Origin of the sequence: Haemophilus aegyptius (genome assembly GCF_900475885.1) — a bacterium.
Classification (GTDB): Bacteria; Pseudomonadota; Gammaproteobacteria; order Enterobacterales; family Pasteurellaceae; genus Haemophilus; species Haemophilus influenzae.
Map to the genome: position 1 here is coordinate 541451 of NZ_LS483429.1, position 22727 is coordinate 564177.

General features: G+C 38.6%; 24 protein-coding genes. 15 read left to right on the plus strand and 9 right to left on the minus strand.

Annotated elements, in window-relative coordinates:
- Nucleotides 1–387: 387 nt before the first annotated feature.
- Complete coding sequence (gene gnd / locus DQN49_RS02880; protein ID WP_006995213.1) at nucleotides 388–1842, plus strand: decarboxylating NADP(+)-dependent phosphogluconate dehydrogenase; 1455 nt, start codon at nucleotides 388–390, stop codon at nucleotides 1840–1842.
- Nucleotides 1843–1967: 125 nt separating this feature from the next.
- Here gnd and DQN49_RS02885 read toward each other — a convergent pair whose 3' ends face one another.
- The gene (locus DQN49_RS02885) at nucleotides 1968–2591 is read right to left on the minus strand and encodes a glucose-6-phosphate 1-dehydrogenase family protein (RefSeq protein ID WP_006995212.1); all 624 of its coding nucleotides are present in this window, start codon (nucleotides 2589–2591) and stop codon (nucleotides 1968–1970) included.
- A gap of 9 nt (nucleotides 2592–2600) precedes the next feature.
- Nucleotides 2601–3428 (minus strand): bis(5'-nucleosyl)-tetraphosphatase (symmetrical) ApaH, encoded by an 828-nt coding sequence (gene apaH, locus DQN49_RS02890; protein WP_006995211.1) that lies wholly within the window; start codon nucleotides 3426–3428, stop codon nucleotides 2601–2603.
- A gap of 118 nt (nucleotides 3429–3546) precedes the next feature.
- Between apaH and DQN49_RS02895 the strand changes: the two genes are divergently transcribed.
- Nucleotides 3547–4419 carry a glycosyltransferase family 25 protein gene (locus DQN49_RS02895; protein WP_006995210.1) on the plus strand — a complete coding sequence of 291 codons (873 nt, stop codon included), beginning with the start codon at nucleotides 3547–3549 and terminating at the stop codon, nucleotides 4417–4419.
- Nucleotides 4420–4457: 38 nt separating this feature from the next.
- Here the strand turns inward: DQN49_RS02895 and rsmA are convergent, their stop codons facing one another.
- The 3 genes from rsmA to DQN49_RS02910 all read right to left on the minus strand — a co-directional run bounded on the left by rsmA (nucleotide 4458) and on the right by DQN49_RS02910 (nucleotide 7336).
- Nucleotides 4458–5321, minus strand: a complete 864-nt coding sequence (gene rsmA / locus DQN49_RS02900) for a 16S rRNA (adenine(1518)-N(6)/adenine(1519)-N(6))-dimethyltransferase RsmA (RefSeq protein WP_006995209.1) — start codon at nucleotides 5319–5321, stop codon at nucleotides 4458–4460.
- A gap of 83 nt (nucleotides 5322–5404) precedes the next feature.
- On the minus strand, nucleotides 5405–6457 hold the full coding sequence (locus DQN49_RS02905; protein ID WP_006995208.1) for a glycosyltransferase family 4 protein: 1053 nt from the start codon (nucleotides 6455–6457) through the stop codon (nucleotides 5405–5407).
- A gap of 30 nt (nucleotides 6458–6487) precedes the next feature.
- Nucleotides 6488–7336 (minus strand): glycosyltransferase family 25 protein, encoded by an 849-nt coding sequence (locus DQN49_RS02910; protein ID WP_006995207.1) that lies wholly within the window; start codon nucleotides 7334–7336, stop codon nucleotides 6488–6490.
- A gap of 135 nt (nucleotides 7337–7471) precedes the next feature.
- On the opposite strand from DQN49_RS02910, the gene infA reads away from it, so the two are divergent.
- From infA to rplI, 5 genes are all read left to right on the plus strand, one after another.
- Nucleotides 7472–7690: a translation initiation factor IF-1 gene (gene infA / locus DQN49_RS02915; protein WP_005627617.1), complete on the plus strand. Its 219-nt coding sequence runs from the start codon at nucleotides 7472–7474 to the stop codon at nucleotides 7688–7690.
- 201 nt (nucleotides 7691–7891) lie between these two features.
- Complete coding sequence (gene rpsF / locus DQN49_RS02920; RefSeq protein WP_005627620.1) at nucleotides 7892–8269, plus strand: 30S ribosomal protein S6; 378 nt, start codon at nucleotides 7892–7894, stop codon at nucleotides 8267–8269.
- Nucleotides 8256–8582: a primosomal replication protein N gene (gene priB, locus DQN49_RS02925; RefSeq protein WP_006995205.1), complete on the plus strand. Its 327-nt coding sequence runs from the start codon at nucleotides 8256–8258 to the stop codon at nucleotides 8580–8582. The genes rpsF and priB overlap by 14 nt, the downstream gene beginning before the upstream one ends.
- A 12-nt stretch (nucleotides 8583–8594) precedes the next feature.
- Nucleotides 8595–8822: a 30S ribosomal protein S18 gene (gene rpsR, locus DQN49_RS02930; RefSeq protein WP_005598105.1), complete on the plus strand. Its 228-nt coding sequence runs from the start codon at nucleotides 8595–8597 to the stop codon at nucleotides 8820–8822.
- Nucleotides 8823–8838: 16 nt separating this feature from the next.
- Nucleotides 8839–9288 carry a 50S ribosomal protein L9 gene (gene rplI / locus DQN49_RS02935; protein ID WP_005669433.1) on the plus strand — a complete coding sequence of 150 codons (450 nt, stop codon included), beginning with the start codon at nucleotides 8839–8841 and terminating at the stop codon, nucleotides 9286–9288.
- 173 nt (nucleotides 9289–9461) lie between these two features.
- Here rplI and groL read toward each other — a convergent pair whose 3' ends face one another.
- Both groL and DQN49_RS02945 read right to left on the minus strand, forming a co-directional pair.
- Nucleotides 9462–11108 (minus strand): chaperonin GroEL, encoded by a 1647-nt coding sequence (gene groL / locus DQN49_RS02940; RefSeq protein ID WP_005649509.1) that lies wholly within the window; start codon nucleotides 11106–11108, stop codon nucleotides 9462–9464.
- Between the two features lie 21 nt (nucleotides 11109–11129).
- Nucleotides 11130–11420, minus strand: a complete 291-nt coding sequence (locus DQN49_RS02945) for a co-chaperone GroES (protein WP_005629492.1) — start codon at nucleotides 11418–11420, stop codon at nucleotides 11130–11132.
- Between the two features lie 162 nt (nucleotides 11421–11582).
- On the opposite strand from DQN49_RS02945, the gene ureA reads away from it, so the two are divergent.
- From ureA to aspA, 8 genes are all read left to right on the plus strand, one after another.
- Nucleotides 11583–11885 carry an urease subunit gamma gene (gene ureA, locus DQN49_RS02950; protein ID WP_005688619.1) on the plus strand — a complete coding sequence of 101 codons (303 nt, stop codon included), beginning with the start codon at nucleotides 11583–11585 and terminating at the stop codon, nucleotides 11883–11885.
- Nucleotides 11886–11961: 76 nt separating this feature from the next.
- A complete protein-coding gene (gene ureB / locus DQN49_RS02955; RefSeq protein ID WP_005687041.1) occupies nucleotides 11962–12267 on the plus strand; it encodes an urease subunit beta in 306 nt (101 codons plus the stop codon).
- An 11-nt stretch (nucleotides 12268–12278) separates the two neighbouring features.
- Nucleotides 12279–13997 (plus strand): urease subunit alpha, encoded by a 1719-nt coding sequence (gene ureC, locus DQN49_RS02960; RefSeq protein ID WP_005688620.1) that lies wholly within the window; start codon nucleotides 12279–12281, stop codon nucleotides 13995–13997.
- Between the two features lie 127 nt (nucleotides 13998–14124).
- Nucleotides 14125–14682 (plus strand): urease accessory protein UreE, encoded by a 558-nt coding sequence (ureE, locus tag DQN49_RS02965; protein WP_006995204.1) that lies wholly within the window; start codon nucleotides 14125–14127, stop codon nucleotides 14680–14682.
- Nucleotides 14667–15374: an urease accessory protein UreF gene (locus tag DQN49_RS02970; protein ID WP_005694141.1), complete on the plus strand. Its 708-nt coding sequence runs from the start codon at nucleotides 14667–14669 to the stop codon at nucleotides 15372–15374. Before ureE ends, DQN49_RS02970 begins: the two co-directional genes overlap by 16 nt.
- Before the next feature lie 103 nt (nucleotides 15375–15477).
- Nucleotides 15478–16155, plus strand: a complete 678-nt coding sequence (gene ureG / locus DQN49_RS02975) for an urease accessory protein UreG (RefSeq protein WP_006995203.1) — start codon at nucleotides 15478–15480, stop codon at nucleotides 16153–16155.
- Nucleotides 16156–16229: 74 nt separating this feature from the next.
- The gene (locus DQN49_RS02980; RefSeq protein ID WP_006995202.1) at nucleotides 16230–17045 is read left to right on the plus strand and encodes an urease accessory protein UreD; all 816 of its coding nucleotides are present in this window, start codon (nucleotides 16230–16232) and stop codon (nucleotides 17043–17045) included.
- Nucleotides 17046–17200: 155 nt separating this feature from the next.
- Nucleotides 17201–18619 (plus strand): aspartate ammonia-lyase, encoded by a 1419-nt coding sequence (aspA, locus tag DQN49_RS02985; RefSeq protein WP_006995201.1) that lies wholly within the window; start codon nucleotides 17201–17203, stop codon nucleotides 18617–18619.
- A gap of 321 nt (nucleotides 18620–18940) precedes the next feature.
- On the opposite strand, the gene rpoD is transcribed toward aspA, so the two are convergent.
- Nucleotides 18941–20830: an RNA polymerase sigma factor RpoD gene (rpoD, locus tag DQN49_RS02990; protein WP_006995200.1), complete on the minus strand. Its 1890-nt coding sequence runs from the start codon at nucleotides 20828–20830 to the stop codon at nucleotides 18941–18943.
- A 69-nt stretch (nucleotides 20831–20899) separates the two neighbouring features.
- Nucleotides 20900–22681, minus strand: a complete 1782-nt coding sequence (gene dnaG / locus DQN49_RS02995) for a DNA primase (protein ID WP_006995199.1) — start codon at nucleotides 22679–22681, stop codon at nucleotides 20900–20902.
- Nucleotides 22682–22727: the final 46 nt, after the last annotated feature.

Here is a 22727-nt window from a genome sequence, read left to right on the forward strand (position 1 = left end):
CATGTAGGGGCTAATTATATTAGCCCTCATCATAAACAAAGATTTAGTATACAGATTTATGAATATATTCAAAATAATCCTATTTTATGGGAACAAGATTAATTATATGTAGATTAAAAGGGCGAATGTAATTCCCTCCTACAATTTATCTACATCATAGACAAAACATGTAGGGGCTAATTATATTAGCCCTCATCATAAACAAAGATTCAGTATACAGATTTATGAATATATTCAAAATAATCCTATTTTATGGGAACAAGATAAATTATATGTAGATTAAAAGGGCGAATGTAATTCCCTCCTACAATTTATCTACATCATAGACAAACATGTAGGGGCGCCCCCATCATAAACAAAGATTTAGTAATCCAACAGGAGAAAACAATGTCAGTAAAAGGCGACATCGGTGTTATCGGCTTAGCCGTAATGGGGCAAAACCTCATTTTAAATATGAACGACCACGGGTTTAAAGTCGTGGCATATAACCGTACCACTTCAAAAGTGGATGAATTTTTACAAGGTGCGGCAAAAGGCACCAATATTATCGGCGCATACTCTTTAGAAGATTTAGCTGCTAAATTAGAAAAACCACGTAAAGTGATGTTAATGGTGCGCGCAGGTGATGTGGTGGATCAATTCATTGAAGCATTATTACCACATTTAGAAGAGGGCGACATCATTATTGATGGCGGTAACTCAAACTATCCAGATACGAACCGTCGAGTGAAAGCCTTGGCGGAGAAAGGTATTCGCTTTATCGGTTCAGGTGTGTCTGGTGGCGAAGAAGGGGCGCGTCACGGGCCTTCAATTATGCCGGGCGGTAATCAAGAAGCGTGGCAGTATGTGAAACCAATTTTCCAAGCAATCTCAGCTAAAACAGAACAAGGCGAACCTTGTTGTGACTGGGTCGGCGGCGAAGGTGCTGGTCATTTTGTGAAAATGGTTCACAATGGTATTGAATATGGCGATATGCAGTTAATTTGCGAAGCATACCAATTCTTAAAAGAAGGTTTAGGCTTAAGCTATGAAGAAATGCAAGCCATCTTCGCAGAATGGAAAAAAACGGAACTTGATAGTTATTTGATTGATATTACTACCGACATTCTTGGCTATAAAGATGAAAGTGGAGAACCTTTAGTCGAAAAAATCTTGGATACTGCAGGTCAAAAAGGGACAGGTAAATGGACAGGTATCAATGCGTTAGATTTTGGTATTCCATTAACTTTAATCACTGAATCCGTTTTTGCACGCTGTGTGTCTTCCTTTAAAGATCAACGTGTTGCGGCTAATCAATTATTCGGCAAAACTATTACACCAGTTGAAGGCGACAAAAAAGTATGGATTGAAGCGGTACGTAAAGCATTATTAGCGTCAAAAATTATTTCTTACGCACAAGGCTTTATGCTGATTCGTGAAGCCTCTGAACAATTTGGTTGGGATATTAACTATGGTGCAACTGCGTTGTTATGGCGTGAAGGTTGTATCATTCGTAGCCGTTTCTTAGGTAATATTCGCGATGCTTATGAAGCAAATCCAAATCTTGTTTTCTTAGGTTCAGATAGCTACTTCAAAGGCATTTTAGAAAACGCATTAAGTGACTGGCGTAAAGTGGTGGCAAAATCTATCGAAGTGGGTATCCCAATGCCTTGTATGGCGTCTGCGATTACTTTCTTAGATGGCTATACTTCAGCACGTTTACCAGCAAACTTATTGCAAGCACAACGCGACTACTTCGGTGCTCATACTTATGAATGCACAGATAAACCTCGTGGCGAGTTTTTCCACACCAACTGGACTGGTCGTGGCGGTAATACAGCATCAACTACTTATGATGTGTAGTTAAAAACATCAATAAGAATTACCGCACTTTAAACTGTTGCCATAAATTTGGATAGTTTATTAATTTGCTGAAATATTGGGCTCTGCATAATGTAGAGCTCAATTATTTATACTAAGGGTATACTTTATTGATGGCAGCGATCGTAAAGCGGTTGTAATTGTTGAATGGTGTGTGTAATAAATAAAACGGGATCTATTTGATTTAACTCGGCTTTTTCAATACTTTTCCCAATGCACCAAAAATCCTCATCTGAACGTAAGATCAGATTTTTTTCAGAAATGACCTTCACTTGGCGAAAATCATCATATTCACTTTCATCCTCTCGCCAAATCTCAAAATCAGCAAATTGTTTGAAATCAAATTGATCAAGCCACTGATTATATTGTTGCACATTAATTTGTGAGCGATCTGCACGATAGCAATGCCAATCTAAACACACTCTTAGTCGGCGACGATTTAATAGCACAGAAAAGATTGCGGCAGAATTTTGGTTAAACTCGTATTTAAAATAAGCGAAGAAATGAGCCCGTACTTGCCAACCATTGGTCCAGCTTTCAATATGCGGTTTCGCAAAAGGCGTACCGAGTTGTGCTGAAACAGATTGAATTATCGCTTTCCAATTATCCCAATGTAATTTGTAATCCGCTTTAATCGCTGGAATATCTTCTGGGCAGAATTTTTTCATTTGGGCGAATTGGTAGAAAGGAATGTTGAACAGTTCGCAAGATTCAGTCGTAAGCGAGAGCATAGTGTTTCCTTAAAAATCACTGTAATTTTTGACCGCACTTTGAGTGAAGAACTGCTTGTCTTCCCAACGCAACATAGTCATTCGATTATTCCACACACAACCCGTATCTAAGGCATAAATACCTTTTGGAGTAGGCTCATCGACTAAACTTGCCCAATGCCCAAAGACAATGGGAATCTGTTTATAAAGTGGATTATCTAAATTAAACCAAGGCGTGAGCTCCGCTGGCGCATCTTTTAAAGGGGATTTACAAGCAAAATCAAAGCGATGATCCAAATAGCAAAAACGCATTCGAGTGAAAGCATTAATAATGTAGCGATGACGTGCTAAGCCCTGTAAATCTGGCGACCAGCGATCAGGCTGTTCAGAATACATATTTTCAATAAGATAATGAAAATCGCCGTGCTGTAAAATCTGTTCAACTTCAGCCGCACAAGATTTCGCAGTTTTCAAATCCCAATCAGGTGAAATGCCTGCATGCACCATCAGGAAGTTTAACTTTTCATTATGCACAAGTAATGGCTGATGACGTAACCAATGAATCAGCTCATCAAAATCGGGCGCATTAAAAATGGCATCAACACGATCATGCGGTTTTACTTTTTTAATACCCAGTGCGGTCGCAATTAAATGTAAATCGTGATTCCCTAGTACGGTTTGCGCTGCATTACCAAGTGATTTTACAAAACGAAGACATTCAAGTGATTTATCCCCACGTGCCATAAGATCCCCCACAAGATAAAGTTTATCTTGCGTAGGATTGAAATCTACACGTTCTAATAAAAGCTGTAATTCATCATAACAGCCTTGCAAATCACCGACGAAATAGGTTGCCATTTTTGACCGCTCTTTTATAAATAAATTTTGAAAATTTTAACACAGACTTTTATTGTTGATTTATTCTTTTTGTATAGTAGAATGCGAAAAATTTAGTTATTTCCATTTTTATTTAAATATGAGTGCTATTGAAAATATTGTCATTAGTATGGAAAATGCAACTGAACGTCGCAAACATATTACTAAGCAATTTGAATCAAAAAAACTTTCATTTAGTTTCTTTAATGCGTACACTTATCAATCAATCAATCAATCAATCAATCAATCAATCAATCAATCAATCAATCAATCAAACTCCATATTACATAATATAGAGGAATCTAGAATACTTACTAAAGGAGAAAAAGGCTGTTTAATTAGCCATTTCTTATTATGGAATAAGTGTGTGAATGAAAATTTGGAATATCTCAAAATTTTTGAAGATGATGTAATTCTTGGCGAGAATGCGGAAGTATTTTTGAACCAAAATGAATGGTTAAAAACACGTTTTGATTTTAATGATATTTTTATTATTCGTTTAGAAACTTTTTTACAGCCAGTTAAACTTGAGAAACAAACTAAAATTCCACCTTTTAATTCTAGGAACTTTGATATTTTAAAATCAACTCACTGGGGGACGGCAGGTTATATTATTTCTCAAGGTGCGGCTAAATATTTAATTGAATATTTAAAGAATATTCCTTCTGATGAAATTGTTGCAGTTGATCAACTTATTTTTAATAAATTAGTTGATGTTGATAATTATATTGTCTATCAACTGAATCCAGCAATTTGTATTCAAGAACTCCAAGCGAATCAAAGTAAAAGTGTATTAACAAGCGGATTGGAAAAAGAACGACAAAAACGTCCAAAAATCCGTAAGAAAAAGACATTGAAACAGCGTTTAACTCGGATAAAAGAAAATATTATACGAGCTTTAAATAGAAAAAAATGGAAAGAACAACAACGTATTAAAGAAATGCAAGGTAAAGAAATTGTTCGTTTTATGTAGAAAGCCAAGGTGTAACAAGGGTTACACCTTTATTATTTTTACTCTTCTGAATCTAAGATTTCATCTTTATTGACATCTGCTGGTGGATTATCCGCTAACCAGTTCGCTAAACGTGCATAATCTGCGATAGCCAAATTTTCTGCACGTGCATTTAAATCAATACCAAGTGCGGTCAGATTTTCAGGTGAAAATAGAGTTGAGAGTGCATTGCGTAATGTTTTACGACGTTGATTGAACGCTTGGGAGCAAACACGGTTCAACCAATATAAATCTTTTACAGGGTGCGGCAATTCCTTATGCGGAATTAAACGCACAACGGCTGAATCTACTTTCGGTGCAGGTTTGAATGCCGAAGGCGGTACTTCAAGCACAGGCATCACTTGGCAGAAATATTGCGCCATAATGGTTAAACGACCGTAGGCTTTGCTATTTGGTGCGGCACATAGGCGTTTTACCACTTCTTTTTGCAGCATAAAGTGCATATCTTGAATCACATCATGATATTTAAACAAGTGGAACATCAATGGCGTAGAAATGTTGTAAGGTAAGTTACCAAACACACGTAATTTTTGCCCTTTTTCTGCTAAATTTTCTTTTGTGTAAAGCGCACCAAAATCAAATTGCATCGCATCCGTTTCAATAACGGTGAGCTTTTGATGTAAAAATGGATGGTGGCGTAAACGTTCTGCAAGGTCTCGGTCAAGCTCTACCACGGTCAGATGATCGACTAGTTCACCAACAGGCTCTGTTAATGCACCAAGCCCTGGACCAATTTCCACTAAGAATTGATTAGGTTGTGGGTAAATCGCCGCCACGATACCTTGAATCACAGAAGTATTATGTAAAAAGTTTTGACCAAAGCGTTTACGCGCCGTATGGCCTAAGTGTTTTTTTGAATTCATAAGTACTATTTAATAAGAAAAGTGCGGTTATTATAGAGCCTGTATTTCTTTTGTAAATTTTAGTGTAACAGTCATGGGCAATATCATTTAGCGATGACTTCCAGTATTGCTTTAATATGATGACTCAAACTTGGATTATAACGAATACAGTCCATTGGATTGAAAATACGGTGTTGCTGTTCAGATGCTTGTTTTACTGATTTTTGAATTGCATCATCTAAAGTACTTATGTTTTCTCTAGAAAATGTATAGCCAAATTCGTTTTGTAATACTTCTAGGCATCCCATGTTTTCAGAAAAAATAACTGGCGTACCAGATAATATGGATTCTAGTCCAACAAGCCCAAATGGCTCATATTGAGATGCCATAATGGTGAAATCTGCCGCTTGATATAATTCAGGCATATTTTTGCAAAAACCAAGCGAAGAGATTTTAGGATTTTCTTCTACAGGCGTTCCTGCTACCACTAAGCGAATCGGTAACTGAGTTTTTTCAAAATATTTTTTTAAAATATCAAAACCTTTTCGCGTATGCCCAGTAGAAGGAAATAGGTAAATGATTTCATCTTTTTTGAAACCCAACTTTTCTCTGAGCTTCATTCTTTCTTCTTCATTGATTTGTGTGAATTTATCTGTATTAATGGGGGGATAAATCACATCAATTTTGTTTTCTGGGATATGATATAACTCAACGAGTTCTTTTTTCATCAATGCAGAATGAGCGATGACATATTTGGATTGATTTAAGGATTTTTGTTCACCCATGATTTTAAATCGATCTGATATGCTTGGCTTTTTCTTTGATGCTTGTAGATATCCTTTATGATTACCACCACAAATAACCACGTCAGATAGGGTATAAGAGGTGGTAAGTGAGACTTCTGATGTTTCTTTATATTTATTTGAAAAGTAGGAAAGAAACGAGGTTCTCCATTTTTTAGGAACAAAAGAAAGATTAATCTTAATTGGATTAATTAGATTATATTCTGATAATGTTGTATCAAATTTGGCAGAGTAGATTTTAGGTGTAATATTTGTCTTAGATAATCCATTAACAATATCAAGAAGATATCTTTCCATTCCTCCGCTATATTGAAATTTTTGGCAAGTTAATGAAATTGTTATTAATTTAGTCATATTTTTACTTTATCAAAGTATAATGTTGGATTATCTAAATGGTACTATGTGTTTAGAAATAAATAGCTTTCTGTATATTTTTCTCAATATTTTTCTCAATATTTTTTTAGGTTTTCCTGCTAAAGATATTAATACTGTTTTTAGTGTTCTTTTTTTCTTTACACTAAGATATTTTTGTCTTTCCGTTTCTAACTGACTATGTAATTTTATATCATTTGGATATAGCTGTTCTTCTTGAACACATACACCTGGTGATACCTGGTATCTAGACTGATTAAATATATTAAACATTAATAAATCTATCGCGAGTAGATGGTTGGATGTGAGCGAACAGATATGAGTACTTAGTTGTTTAACTGCTTCTCTAGATATAACATACCCTGCGGAGCCACAATTTTCTGATACTAGTTTTAATATTTTTCTACCTGAATAAGGTTTAATTTTTTTATCTTTACATTTAGAAAAATTTAGGAATGTTTCAAATCTTAAAATAAATTTATCAGTTTGTTTAAAACGTTCTTCTAACCATTCATCTTCAGCTAGAAATTTGTCTGCATTCTCACCTAATAATACATCATCTTCAAAAATGTAAATATAGGGTAGATCTTCGGACAAGCATTTTTGCCATAGCATGTAATGGCTCATAAAACATGCTTTTTCTCCCTCAGTTAACTTTGCATGGAGTAGATTAGGGATAAATTTTTCTATTAACGAGGTTAGTTCTTTTGAAGGTTTTAAAGCATCAAAAAATTCAAAAGGAATGTTTTGTTGAGAGAATTCTTTTTGAATATGCTCTCGTCGTTGATATGCTGAAGTAAGACTAATAACGTAATTTATATGCATTTGAGGATCATACTTACTGAGAAAAGGCTTTTGCATTATAAGGGTTATTTTTTTCTGTTCAATTTTATTTTAATCTTTCGTCTAACATTAAAAACGGCTATAATCCGCCCGTTTTTCTTAACTTTTCCGCCTAAAGTGCGGATAAAAAATCGATTATTTTTAGAGGATACAATGGCGAAAGAAGATTGCATTGAGATGCAAGGCACAATTTTAGAGACTTTACCGAATACTATGTTCCGCGTGGAGTTGGAAAACGGTCACGTGGTTACTGCACATATTTCTGGAAAAATGCGTAAAAACTATATCCGTATTTTGACTGGGGATAAAGTGACTGTAGAAATGACGCCTTATGATTTAAGTAAAGGTCGTATTATTTTCCGTAGTCGTTAATTACAGAAGATTTGAGATAGGCCGATATTGTTATAATATCGGCCTTCTTTTTTTTTGCTCAAAAAGAACTCAAATTGGTTGCGGAGCGTAAAAAAATCGGTATAATCCGCAACCCTTAGCCACATTGAATTTTTCGTTCCTTGCCTTTGCAGATTGGTGGCTGATCTACGTCAAAGGCTGATTAACCCGTAAGGAGCAGTAATGCGTCACTACGAAATCGTGTTTATGGTTCATCCGGACCAAAGCGAGCAAGTACCAGGTATGATCGAACGTTACACCGGTTCTGTAAAAGAAGCTGGTGGTCAAGTTCATCGCCTAGAAGATTGGGGTCGTCGTCAATTAGCGTACCCAATTAATAAATTACACAAAGCACATTATGTGCTTATGAATGTAGAAGCGCCTCAACAAGTCATCGACGAGCTAGAAACGACTTTCCGTTATAACGATGCTGTATTACGCAGTCTTGTTATCCATACTAAGCACGCCGTAACCGAAGCGTCCCCAATGAAAGCGGCTAAAGAAGAACGTAAACCTTTAGCTGAAGTTGAAAACAACGATTTTGAGGATGCTGAAGAGTAATTTGAAAATTGATAATCGTTTTTCGGTTATGGGAGTCGTTTCTCAGTTGCCAAAGCGATTAAAAAGCCCTAGTGGAATTGAGCATTGCAAGTTTTTGTTAGAACATTGTTCTGATCAGATTGAAAGTGGTTTCACACGTCAAGCTTGGTTAAAAATGCCTGTTCAAATTAGTGGTAATCAATTGATAGAAAAAACTCAAAGCATTACGGTCGGTAGTAAAATTTTGGTGGTGGGATTTATTACATCACATAAAACCCAAAGTGGGTTATGCCAATTAGTTTTACATGCCGAGCAAATCGAATTTATAGATTAGGAGACTAGCCAAATGGCACGTTATTTCCGTCGTCGTAAGTTCTGCCGTTTCACAGCGGAAAATGTTGTTGAAATCGATTATAAAGATATCGCTACATTAAAGAACTATATTTCAGAAAGCGGCAAAATTGTACCTAGCCGTATTACCGGTACTCGTGCGAAGTACCAACGTCAATTAGCTCGTGCAATCAAACGCGCTCGCTATTTAGCGTTACTTCCATACACTGACAATCATCAGTAATTAAGGAGACACGGTAATGCAAGTAATTCTTTTAGATAAAATTGTTCACTTAGGTCAAGTGGGCGATCAAGTAAATGTTAAATCAGGTTTTGCACGTAACTTCTTAATCCCACAAGGTAAAGCAGTTATGGCAACTAAAGCTAACATTGAACACTTTGAAGCACGTCGTGCAGAATTAGAAGCGACAGCGGCAGCAAATCTTGCAGCAGCTCAAGCTCGTGCAGCAGAAGTTACTGCATTAGGTTCTGTGACTATCGCATCTAAAGCAGGTGATGAAGGTCGTTTATTCGGCGCAATCACTACTCGTGATGTGGCAGAAGCAGTAACTGCAGCAGGCGTTAAAATTGCGAAAAGTGAAGTTCGTTTACCAAACGGTCCAATCCGTACTCTTGGTGACCACGATGTTCGTTTCCAACTTCACGGTGAAGTATTTGCAACATTAGATGTAATCGTTGTTGCAGAATAATTTATCCAATAGATAAAATAAAACCCAGTTTAAAACTGGGTTTTTTTATTTTTATCATATATAAATTTAGAATAGGGTAATAAAAAATATCCTTTATTTTAGTAGATTTGAGCCCTAAGTCATATAGAGCTCAAATTTTCTGTTGGGATAGATTTTTTACTCGTATAAGCGAATTACATCATTCCGCCCATTCCACCCATACCGCCCATTCCAGCAGCACCTAAATCGGCTTTATCATCTTTTGGAAGATCAGTTACCATACATTCAGTGGTAATCATTAAGCCTGCTACAGAAGCTGCGAATTGCAATGCAGAACGAGTGACTTTAGTTGGATCTAAGATACCCATTTCGATCATATCGCCGTACTGTTCTGTTCCTGCATTATAACCAAAGTTTCCTTCGCCATTTTTAACCGCACTTGCCACAACTGAAGCTTCTTCACCTGCGTTAGTGACGATTTGACGTAAAGGCGCTTCCATCGCACGTAATGCAAGTTTGATACCCACATTTTGTTCTTCGTTGTCACCTTTTAGGCTTGCTGCAACTTTCGCTGCTGCACGAACTAATGCAACGCCACCACCAGCAACGATACCTTCTTCAACCGCTGCACGAGTTGCATGTAATGCATCATCTACACGATCTTTTTTCTCTTTCATTTCAACTTCAGTTGCTGCGCCCACTTTGATTACTGCCACACCGCCTGCTAATTTAGCCACGCGTTCTTGGAGTTTTTCTTTGTCGTAGTCAGAAGTTGATTCTTCGATTTGCTGACGAATTTGAGCCACACGACCTTTGATTTGTGCTTCATCGCCGATACCATCAATAATGGTTGTGTTATCTTTATTGATAACAACGCGTTTTGCTTGACCTAAATCTTCCAATGTTGCTTTTTCAAGCTCCATACCAATTTCTTCAGAAATCACAGTACCCGCTGTTAAAATTGCAATATCTTGTAACATCGCTTTACGACGATCTCCAAAGCCTGGTGCTTTCACTGCTGCAACTTTCACGATACCGCGCATAGTGTTTACTACTAAGGTTGCAAGCGCTTCGCCTTCCACATCTTCAGCGATGATTAATAACGGTTTACCTGCTTTCGCAACGCCTTCTAACACGGGAAGTAATTCACGAATGTTAGAGATTTTTTTATCTACAAGAAGAAGATATGGATTATCTAATTCAACCGTTGCAGTTTCTGGTTTGTTGATGAAATATGGAGAAAGGTAACCACGGTCGAATTGCATGCCTTCAACCACATCTAATTCATCTTCAAGACCCGTACCATCTTCAACAGTAATTACACCTTCCTTGCCCACTTTTTCCATCGCTTGTGAGATTAATTGACCCACAATGCTGTCAGAGTTTGCAGAAATGGTACCTACTTGTTCAATTTCTTTTGCTGTTTCACAAGGTTTAGATAAATTTTTAAGTTCAGAAACAACCGCACTTACTGCTTTATCAATACCACGTTTTAAATCCATTGGATTCATACCTGCAGCTACTGCTTTCAAGCCTTCATTTACGATAGCTTGCGCAAGTACAGTTGCAGTAGTTGTACCGTCACCTGCAGCATCATTTGCTTTAGATGCCACTTCTTTCACCATTTGTGCCCCCATGTTTTCGAATTTATCTTCTAATTCGATTTCACGAGCAACAGACACACCGTCTTTAGTGATAGTTGGTGCGCCAAATGATTTATCTAAAATTACATTACGACCTTTCGGGCCAAGGGTTACTTTTACTGCATCCGCTAATACATTCACGCCTTTAAGCATTTTTACGCGTGCGTCATTACCAAATTTTACGTCTTTTGCTGCCATTTTTTTTCCCTCATTTAATAATTATTCTACAATTGCTAGGATGTCGTTTTCAGAAATGATTAACACTTCTTCACCATCGATTTTTTCGCTTTTCACGCCGTAACCGTCGTTGAAAATGACTGTATCGCCAACTTTAACATCTAAAGGTTGAACGGTGCCATTTTCTAAAATACGACCTTTACCCACAGCTAATACTTTCGCACGGGTTGATTTAGTCGCTGCTGAACCGGTTAATACGATACCGCCAGCTGAACGGGTTTCGACTTCTTCACGTTTAATAATTACACGATCGTGTAAAGGACGAATATTCATGATTAATTTCCTTCTTAAGAATTTGTAAGTGCGGTTTCTATATAAGGAGGATTTTTTTTCTTTCAAGGGGCTTACAAAAAATTCTGACAAAATATTTTTCCTATTTTAGATTTTTTACGTAAAATTCGCTGACTTTCGTATAATAAATTAAGGAATGAAAATATGCACTTAACTTCCAGAGAACAAGAAAAATTGATGCTTTTCCTCGCGGGCGAACTTGCGGCAAAACGCAAAGCACGCGGGGTTAAATTAAACTATCCAGAAACTATTGCTTATATTGCGAGCCATTTACAAGAGGCAGCAAGAGACGGAATGAGCGTGGCTGAAGTGATGCAGTATGGCTCAACACTTTTAACCGTTGATGATGTCATGGAAGGTGTGGCAGAAATGGTTCATGAAGTCCAGATTGAAGCTACTTTCCCCGATGGCACGAAACTTGTTACCGTGCATAATCCAATCAGATAACCGTAGGGTGGGCTTTAGCCCACCAAAATAAAAATATCAATGGTGGGCTAAAGCCCACCCTACAAGGAACAAAGATATGATCCCAGGCGAATACCAATTAGCCGAAGGCGATATTCTCGCTAATGTCGGCAGAAAAACCGTAAAAATCGAAGTAACAAATTCAGGCGACCGCCCAATTCAAGTTGGCTCGCATTACCATTTTTTTGAAACCAATAATGCCCTTAAATTTGACCGCACTTTGGCGCGTGGAATGCGCTTAAATGTTCCATCTGGCAATGCGGTGCGTTTTGAACCCGGTGAAGTGAAATCAGTAGAATTAGTTGCTTTTGGTGGTAACCAAATCATTTATGGTTTCCATAATCAAATTGATGGCAAATTATAAGGTAGGGCAAGATGGCATTAACAATTTCAAGAGCTCAATACGTAGCAACTTATGGCCCAACAGTTGGCGATAAAGTCCGTTTAGGCGATACCAATTTATGGGCAACCATTGAACAAGATTTATTGACCAAAGGCGACGAGTGTAAATTTGGTGGCGGTAAAAGCGTGCGTGATGGCATGGCTCAAAGCGGTACGGCAACTCGCGACAATCCGAATGTATTGGATTTTGTGATTACCAACGTGATGATCATTGATGCTAAATTAGGCATTATCAAAGCAGATATTGGTATTCGTGATGGGCGTATTGTGGGCATTGGACAAGCAGGTAACCCTGACACCATGGATAACGTCACACCAAACATGATTATCGGTGCAAGCACAGAAGTTCATAACGGTGCACATTTAATTGCAACCGCTGGTGGTATCGATACCCACATTCACTTTATTTGTCCACAACAAGCACAACATGCAATTGAAAGTGGCGTTACCACGTTAATTGGTGGTGGAACTGGCCCTGCTGATGGTACGCACGCAACCACTTGTACCCCTGGCGCATGGTATATGGAACGTATGTTTCAAGCGGCAGAAGCCTTGCCTGTAAACGTCGGATTTTTTGGTAAAGGCAACTGTTCAACCCTAGATCCTCTGCGTGAGCAAATTGAAGCGGGTGCATTAGGTTTAAAAATCCACGAAGACTGGGGCGCAACGCCTGCCGTGATTGATTCTGCCTTAAAAGTCGCAGATGAAATGGATATTCAAGTGGCAATCCATACAGACACGCTAAATGAAAGTGGCTTTTTGGAAGACACGATGAAAGCGATTGATGGACGTGTCATTCACACTTTCCATACGGAGGGTGCGGGTGGTGGTCATGCACCTGACATCATTAAAGCAGCGATGTATTCAAACGTATTACCTGCTTCAACCAACCCGACTCGTCCGTTTACCAAAAACACCATTGATGAACATTTGGATATGTTGATGGTTTGCCATCACTTAGATAAACGTGTGCCAGAAGACGTAGCTTTTGCCGATAGCCGTATCCGCCCTGAAACCATTGCTGCAGAAGATATTTTGCATGATATGGGCGTCTTCTCCATTATGAGTTCAGACTCTCAAGCGATGGGACGTATTGGCGAAGTCGTTATTCGTACATGGCAAACTGCAGATAAGATGAAAATGCAACGTGGTGAGCTAGGTAATGAAGGAAACGATAACTTCCGTATTAAACGATATATCGCGAAATACACCATCAACCCAGCAATTGCACACGGTATTGCGGAGCATATTGGCTCGTTAGAAGTGGGTAAAATCGCAGATATCGTGTTATGGAAACCGATGTTCTTTGGCGTAAAACCTGAAGTCGTCATTAAAAAAGGCTTTATTAGCTACGCCAAAATGGGCGACCCAAATGCCTCAATTCCAACGCCGCAACCTGTATTCTACCGTCCAATGTACGGTGCACAAGGCTTAGCAACGGCACAAACAGCGGTATTTTTTGTTTCACAAGCCGCTGAAAAAGCCGATATTCGTGAAAAATTCGGTTTACACAAAGAAACCATTGCTGTGAAAGGCTGCCGCAACGTAGGTAAAAAAGATCTGGTTCATAATGATGTAACACCAAACATTACTGTTGATGCTGAACGTTATGAAGTTCGAGTGGATGGAGAGTTAATTACCTGTGAACCAGTGGATAGCGTACCATTGGGTCAGCGATATTTCCTATTCTAAAGGACTGTTTTCATAGACGAATTAGTGTAAAAGGGCGTGTACGATACGCCTCTTACTTGATAAATAAGAAATCATTGTAGCTGTAGTTTTTCTTTCGAAGAGAAGAAAGTGGATTTATAGAGGAAAGATGAAAATAATTAACCCAATTCTCCCTATTATAGAAAATATCTTGGGAAATTTAACCGCACTTCAAGCAGATGGCAAAATTACCACACAGCCCATTGAACGAATAGCATTGCAGTGGTATGAAAGCGAACGCAATATTTTGCGTAAAACTACAAATACGGGGCGTGAAGTAGCATTTCGCTTGCTAAAAGAGGGGCAACGCTTGAAACACGATGATGTAGTGTTTATCAGCGATGAATTAGTGATTGCGATTGAAATTTTACCGAGTGACGTGATTGTGCTGTCGCCCAAAACCTTGCCTGAAATGGCGAGAGCCTGTTATGAAATCGGCAACAAACATTCGCCGCTTTTTTTAGATGGCGATGAAGTAACATTACCTTACGATAAGCCGATGTTTGAATGGCTGCAAGCCGCGGGATTTCATCCGCAAAAAGCAGAACGCCGTTTAAGCCAAGCGTTAAGAGCAAATTCTGCACAAGGGCACGGACATTCTCATAGCCATTCGCATGATCATCATGGCTATCATCATCACGGAGATGGACATTGGCACAAACATTAAACCGCTCTTTAACGGATTTAGGTGCGTTGTTGCACTTGGTCGATCCAACTTTACCGATTGGTGGATTTAACCATTCCAATGGCTTGGAAACCTTCGTCCAGCAACGTGTGGTAGAAAGCAAAGCGACCCTAGAAGAATATGTGCAAACCCAGCTTTTACAAAACTGGATTTACAACGACGGGGCGTATCTTTCTCTTGCCTTTGATGCAATGTGTGAGGGGAATTTTGACCGCTTGTGCGAACTGGATTGGCAACTTTCTGCCACCAAAGTGGCACGCGAAAGCCGCGAAGGGAGTTTCAAACTCGGCGTACGATTGTTGAAAATTTTTATTCGCTATGAAACACATACGTTGCTCACAGCTTACCAGCAAGCGATTGCAGAAAAACGAGTACAGGGCTATTTCCCAATAGTGTTTGCAATGGTTGCTCAAGCCATGGGTTTAAGCAAAGCAGATACACTCTATGCGTTCTACTATAACGCAGCAGTTGGTGTAATCACTAACGGCGTGAAGCTAATTCCTCTCAGCCAAATGGATGGACAAGATATTCTGTTTGACTTGCGTGGCTCGCTCGTGCAAGCGGTGGAATTAAGCCTTGACCCCGACGAAGAGTGGCTTGGTGCAGCAACGCTGGCGAATGATATTCGGGCTATGCAACACGAAGTGCTTTATACGCGACTTTATATGTCGTAAGTGCGGTTATTTTTTATTGAAATTTTACTTGTAGGGGCAAATCACATTTGCCCTTGAACATATCGTTGATATATTGGGGAAAATGTAACTTGCCCCTACACCCATGAGCAACACAGTTGCTACGATGATAAACAAAAGGAACATTATGCGTAACTACATTAAAATTGGCGTAGCAGGTCCTGTTGGCGCAGGCAAAACCGCGTTAATTGAAAAACTCACTCGTGAAATAGCGTCAAAATATAGCGTAGCAGTCATTACTAACGATATTTACACCCAAGAAGATGCGGAATTTTTAACGAAAAATAGTTTGCTTCCACCAGAGCGAATTATGGGCGTGGAAACAGGCGGTTGCCCGCACACAGCAATTCGTGAAGATGCCTCGATGAATTTAGAAGCGGTTGATGAAATGGTGGCTCGTTTCCCTGATGTGGAAATTGTATTTATTGAATCGGGCGGCGATAACCTCTCGGCGACTTTTAGCCCAGATTTGGCAGACGTGACAATTTTCGTGATTGACGTGGCTCAAGGGGAAAAAATCCCTCGTAAAGGTGGGCCGGGTATCACTCGTTCAGATTTACTTGTGATTAACAAAACTGACCTTGCACTATTTGTAGGGGCAGATTTAAGCGTGATGGAATGTGATGCCCGCCGTATGCGTAACGGTCAGCCGTTTATTTTCACTAATTTGATGAAAAAAGAAAATCTGGATGGCGTGATCGGTTGGATCGAAAAATATGCGTTGTTGAAGCATGTAGAAGAACCCGCATCTTTGGTTCGTTAATCGTAGGGGTAAATTACATTTGCCCAATTATTGGTGAAATATCGGGGCTAATGTAATTAGCCCCTACAAAATCTATGAACAGCAAATTATCCCTTTCCACCAAACTTTCCTCAAGAGGCAAAACCCGGCTTGCCGAATACTTTGCGACGCCACCTTTTAAAGTGATAACGTTGCCAAGTTACGATGATGCGTGGGCGAATGGCTTGAGTGCGATGCAAATGTCCTCCTCCCCTGGCGTGCTGGCGTGCGATCTGTTAGAGATCGACATTTCATTGGCAAAATCGACCGCACTTTCTTTAAATACGCAGGCATTTACTCGGGTGCAGGCGATGAATGAAGGCGACAGTGCGATGCAAACAACCCATATTTTGCTTGCGGAAAACAGTCGTTTATTCTATTTGCCGCATCCGTTGGTGTTACATAAAGATTCCGTTTTTAAGCAGCAAACCCAGATTGAAATGGGCGAACAAAGCGAGCTGATTTACGGTGAAATCGTGGCGATTGGGCGGGTGTTGAATGATGAACGTTTTGCCTTCCGTCAGTTTTCTTCCCATTTGAAGATTTATACTTTGAAAGACGATGGCAAAAAACGACCGCTTGTCAGTGATTGTATCCAGTGGCTGCCGTCTAAAATGAATCTTACCGCTTTGAGTCAGATGGAAAATTATTCCCATCAAGGTTCGCTGACTTATCTAAATTTGGCGAAAAATAATGCGGAAATCAAACAACAGGTGCAAGCCTTGCAGCAACAAAGTACGGAAGAAAAAGATCTACTGATAGGCATATCACAACTCAATGAATATGGTTTAATGGTGCGGGTACTCGGGTGTCGTGCAGAGCAAATTCAGAAATTATTTGAGAAAATTGGTAGGCTATTGAAATCTGTGTAAGATTGATAGATAGAACATTTTTCCCTAAAAAAACTAATCCGAAAAATGAAAATATGTCTTGAGAGCATTTTTTGAAAATGTGATCTTCATCAAGTTTTTTCTTCTTGAAATTTCTATAATGACGATAAATTAACTAACCCAAAAAGGTAATTAAAATGACTCAATTTAGAAAAGAAGTAGATTTACTCGGCGAACGTGATGTGCCTGCAGAAGCATATTGGGGGATTCATACATTAAGAGCGGTAGAAAATTTCAATATTTCTAACGTAACCATTTCTGACGTGCCTGAGTTTGTGCGTGGTATGGTAATGGTAAAAAAAGCAACGGCTTTAGCCAATGGCGAATTAGGTGCAATTCCAAGTGATATTGCAAAAGCGATTGTAGCAGCTTGTGATGAAATCCTTACCACTGGAAAATGCTTAGATCAATTCCCATCAGATGTATATCAAGGTGGTGCAGGTACGTCTGTCAATATGAATACTAATGAAGTGGTTGCTAATCTTGCCCTTGAAAAAATTGGTCATAAAAAAGGCGAATATAACGTGATTAATCCGATGGATCACGTTAATGCAAGCCAATCAACCAACGATGCGTATCCTACTGGTTTCCGTATTGCGGTGTATAACAGCATCTTAAAATTGATCGATAAAATTCAATATTTACACGACGGTTTTGATAATAAAGCAAAAGAGTTTGCAAATATCTTAAAAATGGGTCGTACCCAATTGCAAGATGCGGTGCCAATGACTGTTGGTCAAGAATTCAAAGCTTTCGCCGTATTACTTGAAGAAGAAGTGCGTAACTTAAAACGTACAGCAGGTTTATTACTTGAAGTAAACCTTGGTGCGACTGCAATCGGTACTGGTTTAAATACGCCACAAGGCTATACAGAATTAGTTGTAAAACATCTTGCTGAAGTAACTGGATTAGCTTGTGTACCAGCAGAAAACTTAATTGAAGCAACATCTGACTGTGGTGCTTATGTCATGGTTCACGGTGCATTAAAACGTACTGCAGTGAAACTTTCTAAAGTATGTAATGACTTGCGTTTACTTTCTTCTGGCCCACGTGCAGGTTTAAAAGAAATTAATCTCCCTGAATTACAAGCGGGTTCTTCTATTATGCCAGCAAAAGTAAACCCAGTTGTTCCTGAAGTGGTGAACCAAGTATGCTTTAAAGTAATTGGTAACGATACCACTGTGACCTTCGCATCTGAAGCAGGTCAATTACAATTAAACGTAATGGAACCAGTGATTGGTCAAGCAATGTTCGAATCTATCGACATCTTAACCAATGCTTGTGTGAACTTACGCGATAAATGTGTGGATGGCATCACTGTAAACAAAGAAATTTGTGAAAACTACGTGTTTAATTCAATTGGTATTGTGACTTACTTGAATCCATTTATCGGTCACCACAACGGCGACTTAGTGGGTAAAATCTGTGCGCAAACAGGTAAAGGCGTGCGTGAAGTTGTGTTAGAAAAAGGTTTATTAACAGAAGAACAATTAGATGACATTCTTTCTGTAGAAAACTTAATGAATCCAGCTTACAAAGCGAAATTAAATAAATAATTTACGCCAAATATCAAAAAAATTTACCGCACTTTAATCTGTGCCTTAAAGCTGAATAAATAAACCAGCTAATTGGGGCGCAGATTTTTTTATGATTAAAATGTTTTAAATAACCAATATTTGTTGCCATTGTTAAATGTTAATGGCTTATCTAACTAAAATAGTTGAAATTTGAATGCATATTAATGCGGTGCTTTAAGTAAAAGTAAAAGTAAAAGTAAAAGTAAAAGGACTAAATTCTGCGGATTATAGAATTTAGTCCTTAAACAAATGTATCTGATTTTTTAAGATTAGATCGATTTTTCTCTTTTATGTTTCTCTCTATTCATCTAAAAAACTTCTCAGTGTTTCAGAACGGCTAGGATGACGTAATTTACGTAATGCTTTTGCTTCAATTTGACGAATACGTTCGCGTGTTACATCGAATTGTTTACCCACTTCTTCAAGTGTATGGTCGGTATTCATATCAATGCCAAAACGCATACGTAATACTTTTGCTTCACGTGGCGTCAAGCCTTCTAGCACTTCGTGAGTTGCAACTTTTAAACTTTGTGCTGTGGCAGAATCAAGAGGAAGTTCTAAGGTTGAATCTTCAATAAAATCCCCTAAATGCGAATCATCGTCATCGCCAATAGGTGTTTCCATAGAAATCGGCTCTTTTGCAATTTTCAGTACTTTACGGATTTTATCTTCTGGCATTCCCATACGTTCTGCCAATTCTTCTGGTGTTGCTTCACGTCCCATTTCTTGTAACAACTGGCGAGAAATACGATTAAGTTTATTGATTGTTTCAATCATATGCACAGGAATACGGATTGTACGCGCTTGATCCGCAATAGAGCGAGTGATTGCTTGACGAATCCACCAAGTAGCATATGTAGAGAATTTGTAGCCACGTCGATATTCAAATTTATCTACCGCTTTCATTAAACCGATATTCCCTTCTTGAATTAAATCTAAGAATTGTAAACCTCGATTTGTGTATTTTTTCGCGATGGAAATTACTAAACGCAAGTTAGCTTCAACCATTTCTTTTTTAGCTCGACGTGCTTTTTGTTCGCCTCGTGCGACTGCATCGCAAATGTCACGCATTTGAGTAATGGTAAGTTTAGTATTTTCTTCTGTTATCGCTAGATTGTTTAAGGCTTCATAAATACGATCTTCATATTTAATTAAACGTTTAGCCCAAGGTTTGCTAGATTTTAATGCTTTTGCTACCCATTCACTGTTACTGCCATTAGTGGTAATAATTTTTTCAAAATCATCCTTTGGCATTCCTGCTATATCCACTAATATTTTTTGTAGCTGACGTTCTTGGTAGCGCACACGTTTCATCATTTCTTTCATTGATAGAACGAGTAAATCAAATTGTTTTGGTACTAAACGGAATTGTTTAAAAATTTCGCCAAGTAGTGCAATTTGATCTTGGGCACGTTTTCCAGAGCGACCGTGTTTTTCAATAACAGCAAGGGTTTTAGAGTGCTGTTCTCTTAATTGCTGAAATTTTTCGCGAGCAACTTCAGGATCAATACTGTTATCAGAGTCGCTTGAATCTGATGTAGATTCTGATTCATTGTCTTCTTCATCTTCATTGTCTTCCACATCTGCATTACTAGATTCTTCTTCATCATCTTCGTCAGAAAAGTCTTCATCAAGTCCGTTGTGTTCTTCTATTTCGGCATTTGGATCAACAAAACCCGTAATTAAATCGGTCAAACGGAAATTACCTTTTTCTACATCATCATAGTTTTTTAGTAATCCATTTAATGCTTCAGGATAGGCTGCGATAGAGGTTTGAACTTCATCAATCCCTCCTTCAATACGTTTTGCAATGCTAATTTCATCTTCACGAGTAAGAAGATCCACCGTTCCCATTTCGCGCATATACATGCGTACGGGATCCGTTGTTCGACCTATTTCAGATTCTACATTTGAAAGAATTTGAGTTGCTTCTTCCACTGCATCTTCATCAGGTATGGTATCACTCAACATCATATCATCGCTTTCTGGTGCTTCATCTAATACAGGGATACCAGCATCATTTTGCAACGTTTGTAGCAATTTGTCGTAATATTCAGGATCAATAGCATCTTCGGGCAATAAGTCATTGATTTCAGCAAAAGTTAAATACCCTTGTGTACGACCTAGCTCCATCAATTGCTCAATTTGTTCTGAATATTGTTCAGCCGTAGATTGTTGATTTTTTCCCATTTTTATACTCGTTTTGCTTGATGTGATTGAGAAGATAAGATTTTTTATGAACTTGAGATTCTACCATTGTTATAGCGGATTCACTAACTGTTTTTTCTGCTGTTCTTTACCAGCTAAAAGATGTACAAGTACCGTTTTTTCTTCATTAGTGAGACCCTCTGTTCGTTCTTTAGCAATAAGCATTTCAATATCGCGCTCAATAGCTTGAATATTTAAGCGACGGTAATTTTGAGAAAATGCGTTGATTATGTCGGATTCGTCTAATAAATGATCCCAAGTTGCCAGTATTTCAAGGGGATTACTGTAAGATGTATTGCGGAAGTATTCCAAAATTTGCCCCGTAGTAATGCCCTCTCGTTGGCGACAAAGTGCGGTCAATTTTTCCAGAATTTCAAACCCTGCTTCCGCACGTAATGCTTGTACGCCGCTTTCAGACATACGTTTTACTAACTCAGGATTTTGCAGAAGCAATGAAATGACCATTCGCATCGGTGTCTTTTTGATCTTATTATGAGTGACTTTTTGTTGTGTATTGGCTTGTTCTAATTGTTTGGGAATAAGATTTTCCAGCTGAGTTTGATCAAAAATCCCAAGTTTTTGAGCAAGTATATTGCGTAGCGATAAGCGAAGCATTTCTCCTGGAATTTGGTGAATTAACGGCGCAGCTAGCGCAACTAATTTTCCGCGCCCTTCTTTAGTGGAAAAATCAACTTGTGGGCTTAAGTGAGCAAACATAAACTCGCTTAAAGATTGCGCACTTTCGATGTATTCTTCAAATTTTTCTTTGCCGTATTGACGAATGTAAGTGTCAGGATCTTCTCCATCTGGCAAGAAAATAAATTTGAGTTGTCTGCCATCTTCTAAATAGGGCAACGCATTTTCTAGTGCGCGCCAAGCAGCATCACGCCCTGCACGGTCACCATCGTAACAACAAACAACCTGTTCGGTCGAACGAAAAATAAGTTGAATTTGTTCTGATGTCGTGGACGTACCTAAAGAAGCCACCGCATAATCCACGCCAAATTGTGCTAATGCCACTACATCCATATAACCTTCAACAACAAGTAATTGTTTGGGTTCATCGTTGGTTTGCAAGGCTTCATACAAACCATAAAGCTCCTTACCTTTATGATAAGTAATGGTTTCTGGCGAATTCAGATATTTCGGTTTTTCATCTGTTAATACACGCCCACCAAAAGCCACTGTGCGACCACGTTTATCACGAATCGGAAACATGATGCGATTTCGGAATTTATCGTAAATATTGCCACGATCATTTCGAGAAAGCATGCCTAATTCAATGAGTTTTTGTTGTTCTTCACGATTAACACCAAATTTACGCAGTACAGTATCCATTGCATTCGGCACAAACCCAATTTGGAAACGCTCAATAATTTCAGCTGAAAGCCCACGTTGTTGTAAATATTCTTGTGCTTGAGAATTTAATGGCAATTGGTTTTGATAAAACGTGGCAATCTCTTGCATTAATTCATAGAGATTTCGTTTGGTTTGGTAATTAGCTTGAGGTTTTCCGCTGTGATTAGCACGTTTTTCGTAAGGTATTTCAAGCCCTGCCATAGCTGCAAGTTCTTCAATGGCTTCGACAAATTCAAGTTTGTCATAGTCCATTAAAAAGGAAATCGCATTACCATGTGCGCCACAACCAAAGCAATGATAAAACTGTTTCTTTTGGCTAACTGTGAAGGATGGTGTTTTTTCGTGATGGAAAGGGCAGCAGGCTTGATAATCGCGGCCAGCTTTTTTTAGTTTTACGCGGGTGTTAATCACATCGACAATATCGGACTTTGTCAGCAAATCATCAATAAAGGGGCGAGGAATAGAACCTTTCATTGTCGAGCCTCCGTGATCGTGGTGTGAAAGTGCGGTCGTTTTTGGC

Coding starts and splice junctions, on each gene's coding strand:
- rplI (WP_005669433.1), top strand. CDS start 8,839: ATGCAAGTAATTCTTTTAGATAAAATTGTTCACTTAGGTCAAGTGGGC.
- priB (WP_006995205.1), top strand. CDS start 8,256: ATGCTGAAGAGTAATTTGAAAATTGATAATCGTTTTTCGGTTATGGGA.
- DQN49_RS02980 (WP_006995202.1), top strand. CDS start 16,230: ATGAACAGCAAATTATCCCTTTCCACCAAACTTTCCTCAAGAGGCAAA.
- DQN49_RS02885 (WP_006995212.1), bottom strand. CDS start 2,591: ATGCTCTCGCTTACGACTGAATCTTGCGAACTGTTCAACATTCCTTTC.
- rpsR (WP_005598105.1), top strand. CDS start 8,595: ATGGCACGTTATTTCCGTCGTCGTAAGTTCTGCCGTTTCACAGCGGAA.
- aspA (WP_006995201.1), top strand. CDS start 17,201: ATGACTCAATTTAGAAAAGAAGTAGATTTACTCGGCGAACGTGATGTG.
- rpoD (WP_006995200.1), bottom strand. CDS start 20,830: ATGGGAAAAAATCAACAATCTACGGCTGAACAATATTCAGAACAAATT.
- DQN49_RS02905 (WP_006995208.1), bottom strand. CDS start 6,457: ATGACTAAATTAATAACAATTTCATTAACTTGCCAAAAATTTCAATAT.
- ureE (WP_006995204.1), top strand. CDS start 14,125: ATGAAAATAATTAACCCAATTCTCCCTATTATAGAAAATATCTTGGGA.
- gnd (WP_006995213.1), top strand. CDS start 388: ATGTCAGTAAAAGGCGACATCGGTGTTATCGGCTTAGCCGTAATGGGG.
- ureC (WP_005688620.1), top strand. CDS start 12,279: ATGGCATTAACAATTTCAAGAGCTCAATACGTAGCAACTTATGGCCCA.
- DQN49_RS02945 (WP_005629492.1), bottom strand. CDS start 11,420: ATGAATATTCGTCCTTTACACGATCGTGTAATTATTAAACGTGAAGAA.
- DQN49_RS02910 (WP_006995207.1), bottom strand. CDS start 7,336: ATGCAAAAGCCTTTTCTCAGTAAGTATGATCCTCAAATGCATATAAAT.
- dnaG (WP_006995199.1), bottom strand. CDS start 22,681: ATGAAAGGTTCTATTCCTCGCCCCTTTATTGATGATTTGCTGACAAAG.
- ureB (WP_005687041.1), top strand. CDS start 11,962: ATGATCCCAGGCGAATACCAATTAGCCGAAGGCGATATTCTCGCTAAT.
- DQN49_RS02895 (WP_006995210.1), top strand. CDS start 3,547: ATGAGTGCTATTGAAAATATTGTCATTAGTATGGAAAATGCAACTGAA.
- infA (WP_005627617.1), top strand. CDS start 7,472: ATGGCGAAAGAAGATTGCATTGAGATGCAAGGCACAATTTTAGAGACT.
- ureA (WP_005688619.1), top strand. CDS start 11,583: ATGCACTTAACTTCCAGAGAACAAGAAAAATTGATGCTTTTCCTCGCG.
- rpsF (WP_005627620.1), top strand. CDS start 7,892: ATGCGTCACTACGAAATCGTGTTTATGGTTCATCCGGACCAAAGCGAG.
- apaH (WP_006995211.1), bottom strand. CDS start 3,428: ATGGCAACCTATTTCGTCGGTGATTTGCAAGGCTGTTATGATGAATTA.
- groL (WP_005649509.1), bottom strand. CDS start 11,108: ATGGCAGCAAAAGACGTAAAATTTGGTAATGACGCACGCGTAAAAATG.
- ureG (WP_006995203.1), top strand. CDS start 15,478: ATGAGCAACACAGTTGCTACGATGATAAACAAAAGGAACATTATGCGT.
- rsmA (WP_006995209.1), bottom strand. CDS start 5,321: ATGAATTCAAAAAAACACTTAGGCCATACGGCGCGTAAACGCTTTGGT.